This is a genomic window from Achromobacter sp. D7-1, assembly GCF_059760445.1.
In genome coordinates, this window is record NZ_JCBAMT010000003.1 from 137,966 (window position 1) to 155,949 (window position 17,984).

16 protein-coding genes are annotated in these 17,984 nt (G+C 67.4%); 10 read left to right on the forward strand and 6 right to left on the reverse strand.

The genetic code is table 11. The annotated features are described in order from the left end of the window. Positions 1-156: 156 nt before the first annotated feature. Positions 157-1,266, reverse strand: a complete 1,110-nt coding sequence (locus AC6LKD_RS02860) for an S-(hydroxymethyl)glutathione dehydrogenase/class III alcohol dehydrogenase (protein WP_013391039.1) — start codon at positions 1,264-1,266, stop codon at positions 157-159. 28 nt (positions 1,267-1,294) lie between these two features. Continuing rightward, positions 1,295-1,585: a metal-sensing transcriptional repressor gene (locus AC6LKD_RS02865; protein ID WP_041652083.1), complete on the reverse strand. Its 291-nt coding sequence runs from the start codon at positions 1,583-1,585 to the stop codon at positions 1,295-1,297. A 199-nt stretch (positions 1,586-1,784) separates the two neighbouring features. Here AC6LKD_RS02865 and hutC point away from each other — a divergent pair, with 199 nt between their 5' ends. From hutC to AC6LKD_RS02900, 7 genes are all read left to right on the forward strand, one after another. Further along, on the forward strand, positions 1,785-2,528 hold the full coding sequence (gene hutC / locus AC6LKD_RS02870) for a histidine utilization transcriptional repressor HutC (RefSeq protein ID WP_013391041.1): 744 nt from the start codon (positions 1,785-1,787) through the stop codon (positions 2,526-2,528). Next, positions 2,525-3,133 carry a HutD/Ves family protein gene (locus tag AC6LKD_RS02875; protein ID WP_498115001.1) on the forward strand — a complete coding sequence of 203 codons (609 nt, stop codon included), beginning with the start codon at positions 2,525-2,527 and terminating at the stop codon, positions 3,131-3,133. Before hutC ends, AC6LKD_RS02875 begins: the two co-directional genes overlap by 4 nt. 181 nt (positions 3,134-3,314) lie before the next feature. Further along, positions 3,315-4,994, forward strand: coding sequence for a urocanate hydratase (gene hutU, locus AC6LKD_RS02880; RefSeq protein WP_498115002.1), 1,680 nt, complete (start codon positions 3,315-3,317; stop codon positions 4,992-4,994). Positions 4,995-5,066: 72 nt separating this feature from the next. Then, positions 5,067-6,494, forward strand: coding sequence for a purine-cytosine permease family protein (locus tag AC6LKD_RS02885; protein WP_492275823.1), 1,428 nt, complete (start codon positions 5,067-5,069; stop codon positions 6,492-6,494). Between the two features lie 27 nt (positions 6,495-6,521). Further along, entirely contained in the window at positions 6,522-8,051 is a 1,530-nt protein-coding gene (gene hutH / locus AC6LKD_RS02890) for a histidine ammonia-lyase (protein ID WP_498115003.1), read from the forward strand. A 26-nt stretch (positions 8,052-8,077) separates the two neighbouring features. Next, complete coding sequence (gene hutI / locus AC6LKD_RS02895; RefSeq protein ID WP_498115004.1) at positions 8,078-9,295, forward strand: imidazolonepropionase; 1,218 nt, start codon at positions 8,078-8,080, stop codon at positions 9,293-9,295. A gap of 146 nt (positions 9,296-9,441) precedes the next feature. Continuing rightward, a complete protein-coding gene (locus tag AC6LKD_RS02900) occupies positions 9,442-10,194 on the forward strand; it encodes a carbon-nitrogen hydrolase family protein (RefSeq protein ID WP_498115005.1) in 753 nt (250 codons plus the stop codon). A 7-nt stretch (positions 10,195-10,201) separates the two neighbouring features. On the opposite strand, the gene AC6LKD_RS02905 is transcribed toward AC6LKD_RS02900, so the two are convergent. Next, positions 10,202-11,611: an MFS transporter gene (locus tag AC6LKD_RS02905; protein WP_492275827.1), complete on the reverse strand. Its 1,410-nt coding sequence runs from the start codon at positions 11,609-11,611 to the stop codon at positions 10,202-10,204. A 184-nt stretch (positions 11,612-11,795) separates the two neighbouring features. On the opposite strand from AC6LKD_RS02905, the gene AC6LKD_RS02910 reads away from it, so the two are divergent. Then, entirely contained in the window at positions 11,796-12,830 is a 1,035-nt protein-coding gene (locus AC6LKD_RS02910; protein WP_498115006.1) for a tripartite tricarboxylate transporter substrate-binding protein, read from the forward strand. Here the strand turns inward: AC6LKD_RS02910 and AC6LKD_RS02915 are convergent. From AC6LKD_RS02915 to sorA, 3 genes are all read right to left on the reverse strand, one after another. Further along, a complete protein-coding gene (locus AC6LKD_RS02915) occupies positions 12,766-14,457 on the reverse strand; it encodes an MFS transporter (protein ID WP_013391050.1) in 1,692 nt (563 codons plus the stop codon). The two genes, AC6LKD_RS02910 and AC6LKD_RS02915, sit on opposite strands and share 65 nt — an antisense overlap. A gap of 146 nt (positions 14,458-14,603) precedes the next feature. Further along, a complete protein-coding gene (sorB, locus tag AC6LKD_RS02920; RefSeq protein WP_498115007.1) occupies positions 14,604-14,948 on the reverse strand; it encodes a SorB family sulfite dehydrogenase c-type cytochrome subunit in 345 nt (114 codons plus the stop codon). Between the two features lie 10 nt (positions 14,949-14,958). Continuing rightward, positions 14,959-16,194, reverse strand: a complete 1,236-nt coding sequence (sorA, locus tag AC6LKD_RS02925; RefSeq protein WP_498115008.1) for a SorA family sulfite dehydrogenase catalytic subunit — start codon at positions 16,192-16,194, stop codon at positions 14,959-14,961. A gap of 125 nt (positions 16,195-16,319) precedes the next feature. Here sorA and AC6LKD_RS02930 point away from each other — a divergent pair, with 125 nt between their 5' ends. Continuing rightward, positions 16,320-17,078, forward strand: a complete 759-nt coding sequence (locus tag AC6LKD_RS02930; protein ID WP_498115009.1) for a ribosomal maturation YjgA family protein — start codon at positions 16,320-16,322, stop codon at positions 17,076-17,078. Between the two features lie 141 nt (positions 17,079-17,219). Continuing rightward, positions 17,220-17,951 carry an iron-containing redox enzyme family protein gene (locus tag AC6LKD_RS02935; protein WP_013391055.1) on the forward strand — a complete coding sequence of 244 codons (732 nt, stop codon included), beginning with the start codon at positions 17,220-17,222 and terminating at the stop codon, positions 17,949-17,951. Positions 17,952-17,984: the final 33 nt, after the last annotated feature.

Genomic DNA, 17,984 nt, shown 5'->3' on the forward strand with positions numbered 1-17,984 from the left:
TGTCATCGGAGGGCGAATGGTCGCGGGTCAAGATGACGCCGAAATGAATGACAGTGTTGTCATGTGGCGGAGCGACATGTCGCATGCCTGTCATGGAAAAGCAACGGGCCCGGCGCATGGTGCGCCGGGCCCGTCGTTGCCGCAAAAGGTTCGTGCTTAGTAGTGGATGACCGTGCGGATCGACTTGCCTTCATGCATCAGGTCGAAGGCTTCGTTGATGCGTTCCAGCGGTAGCGTGTGCGTCACGAACGGGTCCAGATCGATCTTGCCGCTCATGGCGTCTTCGACCATGCCCGGCAGCTGCGTGCGGCCCTTGACGCCGCCGAAGGCCGAACCGCGCCAGACGCGGCCGGTGACCAGTTGGAACGGACGGGTGCTGATTTCCTGGCCCGCGCCGGCCACGCCGATGATGATGCTCTCGCCCCAGCCCTTATGGCAGCATTCCAGCGCGGCGCGCATCACGTGCACGTTGCCGATGCACTCGAACGAGAAGTCCACGCCGCCGTCGGTCATCTCGACGATGACGTCCTGGATCGGCTTGTCGTGGTCCTTGGGGTTGACGCAGTCGGTGGCGCCCATGGCGCTGGCCAGCACGAACTTGTTGGGGTTGGTGTCCACGGCGATGATGCGGCCGGCCTTGGCCTGCACCGCGCCTTGGATCACGGCCAGGCCGATGCCGCCCAGCCCGAACACGGCGACGGTGTCGCCTTCCTTGACCTTGGCGGTATTGTGCACGGCGCCGAGGCCGGTGGTGACGCCGCAGCCCAGCAAGCAGACCTTTTCATGGGGGGCGGCCGGGTTGATCTTGGCCAGCGAGATCTCGTTGACCACTGTGTACTCGCTGAAGGTCGAGCAGCCCATGTAGTGGTAGAGCGGCTTGCCGTCGTAGCTGAAGCGCGAAGTGCCGTCGGGCATGACGCCCTTGCCCTGGGTGGCGCGCACCTTCTGGCACAGGTTGGTCTTGCCGGACAGGCAGAACTTGCATTCGCGGCATTCGGCCGTGTAGAGCGGAATGACGTGGTCGCCCGGCTTGAGCGAGGTCACGCCTTCGCCGACTTCGACCACCACGCCCGCGCCTTCATGGCCCAGCACGGCGGGGAACAGGCCCTCAGGGTCGTCGCCGCTGAGGGTGAAGGCGTCGGTGTGGCAGACGCCGGTATGGGTGATCTTCACCAGCACCTCGCCGCGCTGCGGCGGCGCGACGTCGATTTCAACGATTTCCAGCGGCTTGCCGGGTCCGAATGCGACTGCTGCGCGTGATTTCATAGCTAGGCTCCACGTATGTCAGATAGCGTTATTTCAAGTAGGAACGGACCAGGCGCATCAAGAGGTCGATCTCCGCTTCGGGTTCGATCGTGGCGTCCTGGCGTCCGCCCTGGGCGGATTGGAGGAAGGTTTCACGCAGATGGCTTTCCAGCACCTCGGCCATCAGGCCGGTGGCGGCGCCGCGCAAGGCGGCCAGCTGCTGCAGCAACGCGCCGCATTCCGTGCCTTCGTTCACGGCCCGCTCCAGCGCCAGCGCCTGGCCCTGGATGCGTCGCAAGCGAGTGACGACGCGTTTTTTTTCTTCCGGGGAGTGCGGCACGGCAGGCTCCGATAAATACAGGGGGGGAGTATAGGGAATCTGGCGGCTCCCGTCTACCAACATACTCCGGCGCGGCGGTCCATGCCTAGGGCCCCAAACGGCTGCGGCTCGCGCGTCGTCGCGGCGCAAGCGATCTGTACCTGTCTATACTAGGCGCTGTCCGCTACCGGCCGCCCCGCGCCGCACTACAGGATTTTCCGTGGCCTCGAACCCTCCCAAATTGCCCATCCAAGCCAATGCTCCCCCTGCTCCGCTCTATGCGCAGGTCAAGCAGATGATCGCGCAGCAGATCCGCAGCGGCGCATGGCCGGAACACTACCGGGTGCCCTCGGAAAGCGAACTGGTCGATGAGCTGGGGTTCAGCCGCATGACCATCAACCGCGCCCTGCGCGAGTTGACGGCCGAGGGGCTGCTGGTGCGCATGCAGGGTGTGGGCACCTTCGTGGCCCAGCCCAAGGCGCGCTCGGCGCTGTTTGCCGTCAACAACATTGCCGACGAGATCGCGGCGCGCAAGCATCGCCACCACAGCCGCGTGGTCCGGCTGGCCGAGGAGCCCGCGGGCGCGGAACAGGCGCTGGCGCTGGACATCCGCGCCGGGCAGCCGGTGTATCACTCGATCATCGTCCACTATGAAGACGACGTGCCGATCCAGCTGGAGGACCGCTATGTGAATGTGCGCCTGGCGCCGGACTATCTCAAGCAGGATTTCACGCAAAGCACGCCATACGAATACCTGACGCGCGTGGCGCCGCTGAGCGAAGGCGAGCATGTGGTCGAAGCCATCCTGGCCAAGCCGCGCGAATGCCAGCTGCTGCAGATCGAGCGCGATGAGCCCTGCCTGCTGATCAGCCGCCGCACCTGGTCCGGCGACCATGCCGTCACGCTGGCCCGTTTGATTCATCCCGGTTCCCGGCATCGCCTGGAAGGCAAGTTCACCTCATGACGCAACCTGAAGTCCATCTTTACCGCGCTGCCGACTATCCGCGCATGCCCTGGCGCAACGGGGGCGGCACCACGCAGGAAGTCGCCTGCAACCCGGGCGGCAGCGCCGCTGCGTTCGATTGGCGCCTGTCCATCGCCGATGTGGCCCAGGACGGCGGCTTTTCGGCTTTCACGGGTTGTCAGCGCATCATCACCGTGCTGGAAGGCCAGGGCATCAAGCTGACCGTGGATGGCAGCGAGCAGGCGCCGCTCGGGCCGCGCCAGGCTTATGCCTTCGCGGGCGACGCGCGGGTGCAGTGCCGCTTGTTGGACGGACCGATACGCGACTTCAACCTGATCTATGCGCCCGCGCGCTGGCATGCGCGGTTGCAATGGGTGGCGGGCGCGGGACCGTGGACCTTTCACAGCGCCGCGCGCGACGTGCTGGTGATGACCGCTGGTGGCGCGCTTACGGTGCGCATCAATGGCGCGCCGCACGCGCTGCCGGCGCGCTACGACTGCCTGCACGCCGTTTCCACGGACGGCCTGGCCGAGTACCGGCTGCAAGCCGATGCGCCGCTGGACGCCTGCGTGATCGAGCTGCTGCCGCGCGCCGCCGCGATGTAGTGGTGGTATTGGGCTGTTTCGAAGCAAAGCCGGGACGCTCGTTCCGGCTTTTTTATTACGGGTAATCCCTGATAAAAATTTGACTCTTGCTAGCTTGTATATACAAGCATAGGCATCCTATGATGACGGCATGCGCAGCGCCCGTATCGGGCGCGCAGCCGAACCGATCAAGGAGAGCCTCTTGGACAACTCGAACCGATACCGCGATGTCGTCATCCGCGCGCCCCGCGGCAAGCAACTGAACGCCAAGAGCTGGCTGACCGAAGCCCCCTTGCGCATGCTGATGAACAATCTGGACCCCGACGTGGCCGAGAACCCCAAGGAACTGGTGGTCTACGGCGGCATTGGCCGCGCGGCCCGCGACTGGGACTGCTACGACAAGATCGTCGAGTCGCTCAAGAACCTGAACGAGGACGAAACCCTGCTGGTGCAGTCGGGCAAGCCCGTCGGGGTCTTCAAGACCCACGCCAACGCGCCGCGCGTGCTGATCGCCAATTCCAATCTGGTGCCGCATTGGGCCACCTGGGAACACTTCAACGAACTGGACGCCAAGGGCCTGGCCATGTACGGCCAGATGACCGCGGGCAGCTGGATCTACATCGGCAGCCAGGGCATCGTGCAGGGCACCTACGAGACCTTTGTCGAGGCGGGCCGCCAGCACTACGACGGCAACCTCAAAGGCCGCTGGGTGCTGACCGCGGGCCTGGGCGGCATGGGCGGCGCGCAGCCGCTGGCGGCCACGCTGGCCGGCGCCTGCTCGCTGAACATCGAATGCCAGCAGGCCAGCATCGACTTCCGCCTGCGCACCCGTTACGTGGACGAGCAGGCCCGCGACCTGGACGACGCGCTGGCGCGCATCGCCAAATACACGCAGGAAGGCCGCGCCGTTTCCATCGCCCTGTGCGGCAACGCCGCCGAGGTGCTGCCCGAGCTGGTGCGCCGCGGCGTACGCCCCGACATGGTCACGGACCAGACCAGCGCGCACGATCCGCTGAACGGCTACCTGCCGGCGGGCTGGACCTGGCAGGACTACCGCGCCCGCGCCAAGCGCGAACCGGCCGCCGTCATCAAGGCCGCCAAGCAATCGATGGCCGTGCACGTGCAGGCCATGCTGGCGTTCCAGCGCCAGGGCATCCCCACCTTCGACTACGGCAACAACATCCGACAGATGGCCAAGGAAGAAGGCGTGGCCGACGCGTTCGATTTTCCCGGTTTCGTGCCGGCCTACATCCGGCCGCTGTTCTGCCGCGGCGTGGGCCCGTTCCGCTGGGCCGCGTTGTCGGGCGATCCGCAGGACATCTACAAGACCGACGCCAAGGTCAAGGAACTGATCCCCGACGATGCGCATCTGCACCGCTGGCTGGACATGGCGCGCGAGCGCATCAGCTTCCAGGGCTTGCCGGCGCGCATCTGCTGGGTGGGCCTGGGCCAACGCGCCAAGCTGGGCCTGGCGTTCAATGAAATGGTGCGCTCGGGCGAGCTGTCGGCGCCCATCGTCATCGGCCGCGATCACCTGGATTCCGGCTCCGTCGCCAGCCCCAACCGCGAAACCGAATCCATGCGCGACGGCTCGGACGCCGTGTCCGACTGGCCCCTGCTGAATGCGCTGCTGAACACCGCCAGCGGCGCCACCTGGGTGTCGCTGCACCATGGCGGCGGCGTGGGCATGGGCTTCTCTCAGCATGCCGGCATGGTCATCGTATGCGACGGCACGGACGAGGCCGCCGTGCGCATAGCCCGGGTGCTGACCAACGATCCGGGCACGGGCGTCATGCGCCATGCCGATGCCGGCTACGAGGAAGCCATCGAGTGCGCCAAGGAGCAGGGCCTGAATCTGCCCATGCTTGCGGGCAAGCGCTGATACGAAGCCGCCCATACCAGCGGGTTGCTGTTGCGCCCGCGACCATAGACTAGCCATGACCGAGACAACGCGATGACTCAGGACAGCCAGGCAGCAAGAGGGCCGCTCATCGAGCGGCGCTCGATAGATTTCATTCCCGAAGACGAGCGCCACGGCAAGCTCTACAGCCAGTTCACGCTATGGATGGGCGCCAATCTGCAGATCACCGCCATCATCACCGGGGCGCTGGCCGTGGTGCTGGGGGGAGACGTGTTCTGGTCGTTGATCGGGTTGTTCGTCGGACAAATCTTCGGCGGCGCAGTCATGGCGCTGCATGCGGCCCAGGGGCCCAAGCTGGGGCTGCCGCAGATGATCTCCAGCCGCGTGCAGTTCGGCGTCTACGGCGCTGCCATACCCATCGCGCTGGTGTGCCTGATGTACCTGGGATTCACGGCCACGGGCACGGTGCTGTCGGGACAGGCCCTGGGCCAGTTGTTCGGCGTGAGCGATACCGTCGGCATCCTGATCTTCGCGGCGGTGATCGTGGCCGCGACGCTGTTCGGCTACCAGGTGATCCACATCATCGGGCGCATCGCGACCGTGCTGGGCATCATCGCCTTCTTTTACCTTTTCAGCCGGGTGATCGCGTTGGGCGACGTGGGCCAGCTGCTGCAGATCCGCCATTTCACATGGAGCTCCTTCCTGCTGGCGGTATCCCTGGCGGCCTCGTGGCAGATCGCCTACGGCCCCTATGTGGCGGATTACTCGCGCTATCTGCCAAGCCGGACCTCTTCCTTCAAGACCTTCCTGGCGGTGGGTCTGGGTTCCGTGCTGGGCGCGCAGATCGCCATGGTGCTGGGTGTGCTGGCCGCGGCCATGGCGGCCGGCCAGTTCGCCGGGCGCGAGGTTGCCTACATCGTGGGACTGGGCGGCACGGGAACCATGGCGGCGTTGCTGTACTTCACCATCGCGTTCGGCAAGGTCACGATTTCCACGTTGAACTCGTATGGCAGCTTCATGTGCATCGCGACCATCGCCAGCGGCTTTCGCGGGCATGTGGAGATTTCCCGCCGGCAGCGCGCGCTGCTGGTGCTGGTCATCGTCGCCGCGGCCACGGCCGTGGCGTTGATCGGGCAGCATTCCTTCCTGAACGCGTTCAAGTCCTTCATCCTCTTTCTGCTGGCGTTCTTCGTGCCATGGAGCGCGGTCAACCTGGTGGACTATTACTTCGTCAGCCGCGGGCAATACGACGTAGCGGCGCTGTCGGATCCGAACGGCCGCTATGGCCGCTGGAACTGGCCGGGCATCCTGGTCTATGTGTTCGGGGTGCTGGTGCAGATGCCCTTCATTTCCACCAAGCTCTACACTGGTCCGATGGTCGAGCGCCTGGGCGGGGTGGATATCTCGTGGATCATCGGACTGGTCGTGCCCAGCATCCTGTATTACCTGTTCGCGCGCCGGGAAGCCCCGCCACAACATCGCGGCGCCGCCCGCGCGCCGATATCGACCCCCACGCCATGACGCCGGAACGTGCCTAGGAGACCCACAATGGAATTGCATCTGAAACCCGGCCTCATGACGCTGGCCGACTTGCGGCGCGTCTATCAACAGCCGGCGCGCGTGACGCTGGACCCGGCAGCGGCCGGGCCTATCGAGGCCAGCGTGGCCTGCGTCGAGCGCATCATCGCCGAAGGCCGCACGGCCTACGGCATCAACACCGGCTTCGGCCTGCTGGCCACCACCCGGATCGCCCGCGAGGACCTGGAGTCCTTGCAGAGTTCGTTGGTGCTGTCGCACGCGGCCGGGGTCGGCGAGGCGCTGGACGACGCGATGGTGCGGCTGATCATGGTGCTGAAGATCAACAGCCTGGCGCGAGGCTATTCGGGCATCCGCCGCAAGGTCATCGACGCGCTGATCGCGCTGGTCAATGCCGAGGTCTATCCGCATATTCCGTTGAAGGGATCGGTGGGCGCGTCGGGTGACCTTGCGCCGCTGGCCCATATGTCGCTGCTGTTGCTGGGCGAGAGCAAGGCGCGCCATCGCGGCGCCTGGCTGCCCGCGCGCGAAGCGCTGGCCCAGGCGGGGCTGGAGCCCCTGACGCTGGCGGCCAAGGAAGGCCTGGCGCTGCTCAACGGCACCCAGGTTTCGACGGCCTACGCGCTGCGCGGCCTGTTCGAGGCCGAGGACCTGTTGGCAGCTGCGCTGGTTTGCGGCAGCCTCAGCGTGGAGGCCATGCTGGCCTCGCGCGCGCCGTTCGACGCCCGCATCCACGCCGCGCGCGGGCAGCCAGGTCAGATCGACGTGGCCGCCGTGTACCGCGACCTATTGACCGAGGACAGCGAGGTCGGCCATTCGCACGTGAACTGCGACAAGGTGCAGGATCCCTATTCGCTGCGTTGCCAGCCGCAGGTGATGGGCGCCTGCCTGACGCAGATACGCCATGTGGCGCAGGTGCTGGCGATCGAATCCAATGCGGTCTCCGACAATCCGCTGGTGTTCGCGGAACAGGGAGACGTGGTTTCGGGGGGCAACTTCCATGCCGAACCGGTGGCGCTGGTGGCCGATAATCTGGCGCTGGCGCTGGCCGAGATCGGCGCGCTGTCCGAACGTCGCATCTCGCTGATGATGGACAAGCACATGTCGCAACTGCCGCCGTTCCTGGTGAGCAACGGCGGCGTCAACTCGGGCTTCATGATCGCCCAGGTGACTGCGGCGGCGCTGGCCAGCGACAACAAGGCGCTGGCGCACCCCGCCAGCGTGGACAGTCTGCCCACCTCGGCCAACCAGGAAGACCATGTGTCCATGGCGCCCAATGCCGGCAAGCGGCTCTGGCCCATGGCCGAGAACGTGCGCGACATCCTGGCGATCGAGTGGCTCGGCGCCTGCCAGGGCCTGGATTTCCGCCAGGGCCTGAAGACCGCGCCCAAGCTGGAGCGGGCCCGCAGCCTGTTGCGCGAGAAAGTGGCGCACTACGAGCGGGACCGGTTCTTCGCGCCCGACATCGAGGCGGCCAGCCAGCTTATCGCGGCGCGCGGGCTGACGGCGCTGGTGCCGGCGGGCCTGCTGCCCAGTCTTTGAAGCCGGCGCGCAACAGGAGCAAATGCATGAGACAGGTCTGGCGCAATTGCCACGCGGCCACCATGGCCCAAGGCCAGTATTCCGTGATCGAACGGGCCGCGGTGGTGACGCGGGATGATCGCATCGAGTGGATCGGCCCCGAGGCGCAATTGCCGCCGGCCGACGCCGCGCGCGAGCACGACCTGGGCGGCGCCTGGCTGACGCCCGGCCTGATCGACTGCCACACCCATCTGGTGTTCGGCGGCAACCGCAGCCAGGAGTTCGAGCAGCGCCTGCAAGGCGTGGACTACTCGACCATTGCCGCGCAAGGCGGCGGCATCGCCAGCACCGTGCGCGCCACCCGCGCCGCCAGCGAAGACGAGCTCTATGCCAGCGCGCGCCAGCGGGCCTTGCACCTGATGCGCGACGGCGTGACCACGCTGGAGGTGAAGTCCGGTTATGGCCTGGATCTGTCTAACGAGCGCAAGATGCTCAGGGTGGCGCGGCGTCTGGGCCAGACGCTGCCGCTGACCGTCAGCGCGACCTGTCTGGCCGCGCACGCGCTGCCGCCGGAATACGCGGGGCGCGCGGACGACTACATCGACGAAGTCGCGCGCCGCATGCTGCCGGTATTGGCGGCCGAGGGCCTGATCGATGCGGTGGATGCGTTCTGCGAGCATCTGGCATTCACGCCGGGCCAGGTCGAACGGGTGTTCCAGGCCGCGCGCGAACTGGGCCTGCCGGTGAAGCTGCACGCCGAACAGTTGTCGCCGCTGCACGGCGCGACCCTGGCCGCACGTTATGGCGCCTGGTCGGCAGACCACCTGGAACACCTGACCGAAAGCGATGTGCTGGCGATGGCAGGGGCCGGCACGGTGGCGGTGCTGCTGCCCGGCGCGTTCTACGCCCTGCGCGAGACCAAGCTTCCTCCCATCGACCTGTTGCGCCGCCATGGCGTGCCCATCGCCATCTCCAGCGACCTGAATCCCGGCACTTCGCCCGTGCTGTCGCTGCGGCTCATGTTGAGCATGGCCTGCACGCTGTTCCGGCTAACGCCTGAAGAAGCGCTGGCCGGGGTGACCGCGCATGCGGCGAAAGCGCTGGGGCTGCAGGCCACGCACGGCACGCTGGAAGCAGGCAAGTACGCGGACTTCGTGGCCTGGCAGGTGCAGCATCCATCCGAGCTGGCCTACTGGATAGGCGGCGACCTGCCCAGGCGCGTAGTGCGCCACGGCGCGCCGGTCGACGCCGCAACGCTGGTCTGAGACAGGCAGATCCGGACAGGATCGCGCCCGCGACGGACGGCTTGAGCCGGTCCGCGTTCGCAACCGCGACAGGCGGTCTACCATGCGTGCATGACGCGCCCATCCCGGGACGCGCGATCGGATTGGGTGTGGGTATGCGGATATGCATGATGGAAGGACCGGCTGATCTGGAGCCCACAGGTGTGACGTGGGAAGGCATGGCCGAACGCATAGGCGAGCTGGCTCCGGACTTGTTGGTCACCAATGAAATGCCCTTTGGTCCCTGGCTGGCGGCGGACCCGGCGTACGACGCCGCGCGCGCGGCGGATTCGGTGCGCATCCATGAGGCCGGCCTGGACGCCCTGGCCGCGCTGGGGGTGCCGGCTATCGTGTCGTCGCGGCCGGTGCACGCGGGCGCAAAGCTGGCGAACGAGGCGTTTGCCCTGCAGGACGGCCGCTACACGCGCTTGCATCACAAGCAATACTTCCCGGAGGAACCAGGTTACTTCGAGGCGACCTGGTTCCATTCCGCCTTCGACGGGTTCGAGGTGTTCGAGGTGGGCGGCATACGCCTGGGGGTGCAGCTGTGCACCGAACTGATGTTCAACGAGCGCGCGCGCGCCTATGGGCGTGCGGGCGCGGAGTTGATCGTGGCGCCGCGCGCCAGCAGCGCGTCGACGCGCCGCTGGCTGACGGCAGGCGCCATGGCGGCGCTGGTGTCGGGCTGCTATGTGGTCAGTTCGAACCGCGCGGGGCGCACGGCGTCGGGACAGGTATTCGGGGGAACGGCGTTCGCCTTCCAGCCCGATGGCGAACCCCTGGCGCAATCCAGCGATACCGAATCCATCGTGGCGATCGAGGTGGATCCGGCCCGTTCGCGCGCGCAGAAGTCGCTATACCCGTGCTACGTCCGCGAGTAGCGCGGCGCTAGCGCGTCGAGCCGGCCTGCGCCGGCTCGGTCGCGTCAAAGCGCAGCCGCGAAAAGCTGGCGACGCAGGCCAGTGCGGCGCAGCCGCAACCCAGCCACAGCGCGGCGATGGCGCCGTGGGTGCTGGAAACATTGAAACAGGCGGCTACCAGGGCCGCGCCCGAGGACTGTCCCAAGAGCCGCACCGTTCCTATCATGCCGCTGGCGCCGCCGGCTCGCGAGGCCGGCGCTGACATCATGATGGCGCGCAGGTTGGGCGATTGGAAGAAGCCGAATCCGGCACCGCAGATGGCCATGCGCCAGCAGATGTCCCAGACCGAAGGCGAAGCCGGCATCAGCGCCAGCGCCGCCATGCCCAGCGCCAGCAGCGCCAGGCCCACGCCGCCCAGCGCGCCGGCCGCATAGCGGTCGGACAGCCGCCCGGCGATGGGCGCCATGATCGCCACCACCACCGCCCAGGGCGTGATGAGAAAGCCGGTCTGCACCTGGCTGTAGCCCAGCATGGTCTGAAGCATGAACGGCAGCGACACGAAAGCCAGCGCCTGGGCTGCGAAGGCGCAGACGGCGGTGGCGGCGGATAAGGCGAACAAGGGCCGGCGCAGCAGGTCCACCGCCAGGATGGGCGCGGGATGGCCCGCCTGCCGGCGCATCAGCAGCCACAGGCTGGCCGCGGCGACGCCCCATTCCAGCGCTACGCGCGGCAGGGGGGCGGCGTGCGCCAGTTCGTTCGCGCCCAGTACGAACAAGCCCAGCGTCAGGGCGCATAGCGCCGCTGCCAGCCCGTCGAAGCGATGCGGCGCGCGCACGGTTTCGGGCAGCTTGCGCAGGCCCAGCGCGAACGCCAGCAGGCCGATGGGCACGTTGATCAGGAACAGCCAGTGCCAGGATCCCAGCAGCAGGATGGTCGAGGCCACGGTGGGCCCTGCCGCGAAGGCGATGCCCACCACCATGGCGTTCAGGCCCAGGCCGCGGCCCAGCAGGCGCGAGGGGTAGATGAAGCGCAGCAGGGCGCCGTTGACGCTCATGACGCCGGCCGCGCCCAGGCCCTGTAGCACGCGCGCCGTCACCAGCGTGGGCAAGGACGGCGCCAGGCCGCTGGCCAGCGAAGACAGGATGAAGATCGCCAGCCCGACGATGTAGACCCGCCGGTGGCCCAGGATCTCGCCCAGCGCGGCGGCCGGCAGCAGGCCCGCCACCATGGCCAGCTGATAGCCGCTGACGATCCAGATGGAGCCCGCGTCGCTGGCCTGCAGGTCGCGCGCAATCGTAGGCAGCGCCGTGTTGGCGATGGCGGTGTCCAGGCTGGCCATGCATAGCGCCAGCATGACGGCGAGGAGCGCGCCCGGGCGTTCGGAAGCCGGCAGGCCGACGCCGGCCGGGTAGACGGTATGGCGGGAAAACGAGAGCATGTGCGGGACCACTGGGGCTAGGCGTCCGGGCAGAGGGCCGGCGCGCCGCGATCACTGATTCTAGAACGTGTTAAGAAACACGGCTGGCGGGCCTTCGAAGCGACCGGCTTTTCTTGCAGGACATTTGTCCTTATCCTGCCGCCTTGCGCGGAACCGGTCCGCATCCGCGAGGAGTCATCGAAACATGCAATTCGCCGTATCCCGGCGCCGCCGCAGGCTCTTGTCGGCGTTCGCGCTGGGCGTCCTGGGCGCCGCAGTGGCAGGGCGTTTGCGCGCCACGCCCTTGACGCGCATCCTGGTTGGCTTCCCGCCGGGGGGCGGGGTGGATGTGATTGCCCGTCTGCTGGCGCGGCAGCTGGAGGCCGGCCTGGGCGAAGTGGTGCTGGTCGAGAACCGGCCCGGCGCGGGCGGCATGCTGGCGGCGCAGGAGCTGTTGGCTGCGCGGCCGGATGGACACACCCTGCTGTTCACCAATGACCACGCGCTGGCCATCGTGCCGCATATTGCGAAGCAGGCCGGCTATGCCTCGCCGGGCGATTTCGCCGCCGTGGCGCAGATGACGGACCAGGCCGCCATGGCGCTGGCGGTCAGGGCGGATTCGCCTCTGCGCAGCCTGAACGACCTGCGCGCGCACCAGGATGCGCTGTTCGTGGGGGTGCCGGCGCCCGGCAGTGTGCCGGAGCTTGCCCTGGAATTGCTGGATGCTCATCTGGGCGTGGTGGCGACTGCGATCCCATACGGGGGCGGCGCGCCGCTGGTGACTGATCTGCAGGGCGGTTATCTGGCGCTGGGCCTGACCTCCCTGGCCGAATTGCTGGACCCTGTGCGTGCGGGGCGGCTGCGTCTCCTGGCGATCTCGGGTTCCGCCCGGCATCCGGATGTGGCTGACGTTGCCACCTTCGCCGAACAAGGCGTGGCCGGGCTGGAGCGCGGCGGCGTGGCCGGGCTGTTCGCGCCGCGCGGCGTGGCGCCGGCCCGCATCGAGCAATTGCAGCAGCAGGTGGCGCAGGCGCTCGAATCCGAAGAGGTTGTCGCGCAACTGCGCTTGCAGGGCTCGCGGGTGAGGTTTGGCGATGCGGCCACCCTGGCGCGCAACATGGACGCCGTCCATCAGGCTTGGGCGGAACGCGCCCAGGCCTGGCGGGCGCGGCCGGCTACAGGGACTCCGGGTCGCGTCGCAGCGAAAAGCCCTGCGCCTCGTTCATCGCCAGATAGCTGACGTTACGCGACACCACCGGCGGCTTGTCGCCGGCATGCAGCGCGCGCACCTTGTCCAGCACCATCTTGTCCTCCAGCGTCATGCGGTCGATCATGCGCAGGTATTGCATCCAGCTTTCCACCAGGAATACTTCGCGCCAGACCCCTTCGCGCTCCAGGTCGCGGAACAGCTGCCACTGCTGCGCGCCGTTGCGCAGCCGCATGAGCCGCAGCGGATGCGCCGCGCCGATCAGCGCGGACAGCTTGTCTTTCTCGATCAGGTATTCGACCGCGACCAGCACCGCGCCGTGCTGCGTATTGAAGCCGGCCGCGGCCATGGTCGGCTCGGTGCTGTCGGCGCGCGCCAGCGATGAGGTGTCCAGGTGTTCGGGCAGGCGCGAGCGGTACATGAGCGCGACGGTGATGCCCAGCATGATGCCGGCGGTGGCCAGGGCGCCGGAAACACCCATGGTGCCGGCGAAGTGGCCCCACATGAAGGACCCGGCCGCCAGGCCGCCGAAGATGGCCGTCTGGTACAGCGCCAGCGCGCGCGCCTTGACCCAGTCGGGCACAAGCATCTGGACGGTGGTGTTGTAGGTGGCCAGCACCCCGATCCAGCAGCTGCCCGACAGCAGCAGCGCCGGAAAGGCCACCCACAAGGTGCCGGTCAGGCCCAGCGCCAGCAGGCACGCGGCCAGCAGCGCGGCGGCCACGCTGACCAGGCCGCCCGCGCCCCAGGCGGCCTGCACCCGCCGCACGAAGGCGCTGCCGAGGATGGCGCCCAGGCCCAGCGCGCCCAGCATGTAGCCGTACAGCAGTGCGCTGCCGCCTTCGTGTTCATGGGCCAGCAGCGGCAGCAAGGCCCACAGCGCGCTGGCGGACAGCCCGAAAGCGAAGGACCGCAGCATCACGACGCGGGTCACGGTGGAATGCTGGGTGTAGCGCAGCGCCGCCACCACGCCTTCCAGGATGCCTTCGGGCGGCAGGCGGCGCAGCGGCAGCTCGCGCCTCCAGCGCCAGATGGCCCAGATCAGGCCGCCATAGCAGAAGCAGTTCAGCAGGAACACCCAGGGCGCGCCCATGGCGCCCAGCAGCAGGCCGCCGATGGCCGGCCCGACCGCGCGCGCCACGTTGAAGTTGACGCTGTTCAGCAGCACCGCGCTGCCGACGTGGGCGCGCGGCACCTGTTCGCCGACGGCGGCCTGCCAGGCCGGCGTGACGATGGCGCTGCCGATGGCAATACAGAAGACGGACGCGATCAGCGTGATGGGATGCAGCAGCCCGGCGAAGGCCAGGATGGTGATGAAGACGCCGCCCGCCAGCTCCAGCAGCATGCCGGTCAGCATGACCTTGCGGCGGTCGTAGTTGTCGGCCAGCACCCCGGTCAGGATGGACAGCGCCACCAGCGGGAAGGCGGCGGCCACCTGGATCATGGCGACCATCAGCGGGCTGCTCTGCTCGGTGGTGATGATCCACGCGGCGGCGACGGATTGCGCCCAGGTGCCCAGGTTGGCGAACAGGTTGGCGATCCAGATGATGCGGAAGGCCGGAAACGCGAAGGGGGATAGCGTGCTCACCTGCAGCACGGGGGCGGGAGCGGCCTGCGCGTCCGCGGGCAGATCGGTGTTGGCCGAAACGGGTTGCAGCATGGAGTTCTTCCGGCGCGCCGGGTGGGCGCTCCTGTCGGGCGTGGTCTGGGTCGGGTAATGGTACGCCTAAGCCAGCGATCGATGGGAGCGCGCGCGGCCCCTCAGAGCGGCTGTGCGCCGCCCAGGGAGCTTGCTGCTTGCCAGCCCTACTGCTTGGCGGCGGGGGCCGCAGCCGGGGCCGGAGGATAAGCCTGATTCAGGTACTCCACGATCAGCGGAACCTGGTCGGCGGGGATGGGGGCGCCGTAGGTGCCCACCATCTTCTTGACCTCAGCATCCCAGAAGCCCAGGGGCATGGGCGGCTGGGACGACACGTAGTCGACCGAATGGCACATCAGGCACAGGGCCGCGTGCTGCGCGCCCGCGCCCGTGCCGGGGTGCAGCGTGGCGGTTTCCTGGGGCAGCTTGATCTCCAGGGCCTGGACAGCCGGGGACAGACAGGCGCAGGCCAGCGCAAGCGCCGGCAGGCAGCGACGGAAATGGCGGTTCATGGCGCTCTCCTCAGGCGGCGGTGACGCGGACGGCTTCGACCACGTTGCGCATGTAGCCGGCCGGGTTCCACAGCGGGTCCAGCGGCTGGGTGTCGCCGGCCATGTTGGTGGCGCGGACCTTCAGCGTGTAGTCGCCGGCGGCCTTGGGCGTGAAGTCGGCATGCCATTCGCGGAAGGAATAGCGGCCCAGGTCCTTGCCCAGCTTGGCGGCCTGCCAGGTCTTGCCGTCGTCGGACGAGAACTGGACCTCGCGTATGCCCTTGCCGCCGTCGAAGGCGATGCCGCGCACCTGCACCGGCTTGCCGCGGGCGACGCGCGCGCCCGCGCTCAGGCTGGTGATGAAGCTGCGCACGTTGTAGCGGCCGATGGGGCGGGTCTTTTCCGGGGCCTTGCCCGGCGGCGTGCAGGCGCAATCGTTGTCGGGGATGCGATAGGCCTTCTGCATCCAGAAGCCGTCGAATTCCTTGTCCAGCACTTTGATGTCGGCCAGGTGCTTGACCCAGTAGGTGCCGTAGTACCCCGGAACCACCAGGCGCACGGGATAGCCGTTGAGCATGGGCAGGTCGGCGCCGTTCATGGCATAGGCCAGCATGACCTCGCCGTCCAGTGCGTGGGCCACGTCCAGCGCCTTGACGAACTCGGGCGTGCCGGGCAGCACTGGCCGGTCCAGGCCTTCGAACGAGATCTGGCGCGCATCGGCGCGGATGCCGGCTTTTTCCAGGACGCGCTTGAGCGGGATGCCCAGCCAGCGGGCATTGCCCATGGCGCCGTTGCCCGACTGCCCGCCGCCCACGCGCGGCAAGAAAAAGCCGCGGCTGTTGCCCGAGCACTGGGTGACCGCCACCAGTTCCACCGGCTTGCCGAATTGCTGCTTCAGGTCGGCCAGCGACAGTTCCAGCGGCTTGTCCACCAGGCCGCTGACCTTGATGCGGTAGGTGTTCAGGTCGATCGCGGTGGGGATGTTGCCCAGGTGATAGCGCACGAAAAAGGCGTCGTTGGGTGTGATGAGGTTTTCGTTGAAGACCGAGAACGGCGTTTCCAGCTGCGGCGGGCGCGAGGTCTGGCGGATCAGGGGCCGTTTTTGCGGATAGGCGATCAACTCGCGCTCGCCATTGGCGAACGGCAGGGTGACGGTGGCCGGCGCCGCCAGGCTGGTCAGCGCATGGCCGGCCAGCGTGCCGGTCGCGCCCAGCGTACAGGCCTGGCGCAGGAAGCGCCGGCGCCCATTCGGGTCGAATGTGCTCATCTTGCTGTCTCCTCGTTTTTGTCAGCGCCCTGCCCCCGGCGCATTCACACGAGGCTACGCGCCACGGCCTGACAAATGCGTTAACGTCCGCGCTGCCCATTCCAATTTCCGCGTTTTCCGCTTCGATGATCCTGACATTCAACAAGCGCGCCTTCGCCGCGCTGCTGGCCGTAACCGCGCTCGAAGCGCTGATCGCCACCCTGGGCGCGCCCTATCCCTTGCTGCGGGGCTTCGTGGGCGACGTGGTGGCGGTGGGCTGGGCCTATCTGGTGTATCGCAGCTTCATCCGCGCGGATGTGCTGCCGCTGGCGCTGGCCGCGCTGTTCACCGGCTACGCGGTGGAGCTGGGCCAATACCTGGCGCGGCATTTCGGCTGGCGGCTGGAGCAGCCGCTATTGCGCATCGTCCTGGGCAGCGTGCCCGACTGGTGGGACATGCTGGCCTACACGTTGGGATTTGTGCTGGTGCTGGCGCTGGCCGCCTGGAACCGGCGGCGGGGCGCCGCGTTGCGCGGCGCCTGGGCGCTTTTCGTCTTTCCGCCTGGCCGCGAGCGCCAGGCTATCCACCCGGAAATCAGCCTGCCTGGCAGACCGGCGCGTCGTCATGCGCGCGCGCGGCGGGCTTGGCCGCGCGCAGCGGTTGCAGCCGGGCATTGCGGAACGGCGCGAAGAGCTCGGCCCAGGACGAAGGAAACAGCGGAGTGGCATGGCGCACGGCGTCGCGGCGGGCGTAGTGCGTCAGCAGTTGTTGGCCGATCGGGGCGTCTCCCAGGGGGTGGCGGGTATTCATGGTATTTCCGTATTGCATTGAAAGTGTATTCATTGTACCTACGCGCACTCATCCGGGCAAGTGCGGTGCTTGCGAGCCAAGTCATTGATCCGTAAGTACTGTCCCTGTTTATTGAGCAAGCTCTGACCGATCTCCGGGATTGCCCTAGCAGTTCGAAATAGTAGACGGTATACAATGTTCATCATGCCCGGGCTAAGACCAGCCTGGAGTCTTCACCACTGGACCTGGAGCGCGTCATGGCTGAACTGATGAACCGAGATGAATTCCGTACCGCGTTGGAAAACGCGATCAAGGGCAAGAGCGCCAACGCCTCGCCCTTTTCCATCGCCTGGGCAGAGGGCAAGCTCAGCCGCCAGCACCTGCAGCGCTGGGCCGAGAACCACTACCACTACGTAGGCCCGTTCGCCGATTACCTGGGCTACCTGTACGCCCGCACGCCCGACTCCTACACCGAGGCCAAGGATTTCCTGCTGGCCAATATGTATGAAGAGGAAATCGGCGGTGACCGCCACACGGATCTGCTAATCCGTTTTGCCGAAGCCTGCGGCACCACCCGCGAGCGGGTCGTCAACCCCGACAACATGTCGCCCACCACGCGCGCCCTGCAAAGCTGGTGCTACGCCGTGGCCATGCGCGAGGACCCCATCGTGGCGGTGGCCGGACTGGTGGTGGGCCTGGAATCGCAAGTGCCGTCGATCTACCGCAAGCAGACCCCGACCCTGCGCGAGAAGTACGGCTTTACCGACGAGGAAGTGGAATTCTTCGACCTGCATATCGTGTCCGACGAAATCCACGGCGAACGCGGCTATCAAATCGTGCTGGAGCACGCCAACACGGTGGACCTGCAGCAGCGCTGCCTGAAGATCTGCGAGATCGGCGCCCAGATGCGGCTGCTGTACACGACCGCGCTCTACACCGACTACGTGCAGCAGGAAATCACGCTGCCCGAACTGGGCCTTGCCGCCTGAGCACATCGCGCGGCCGTCCGGTGCGTTGTGCCG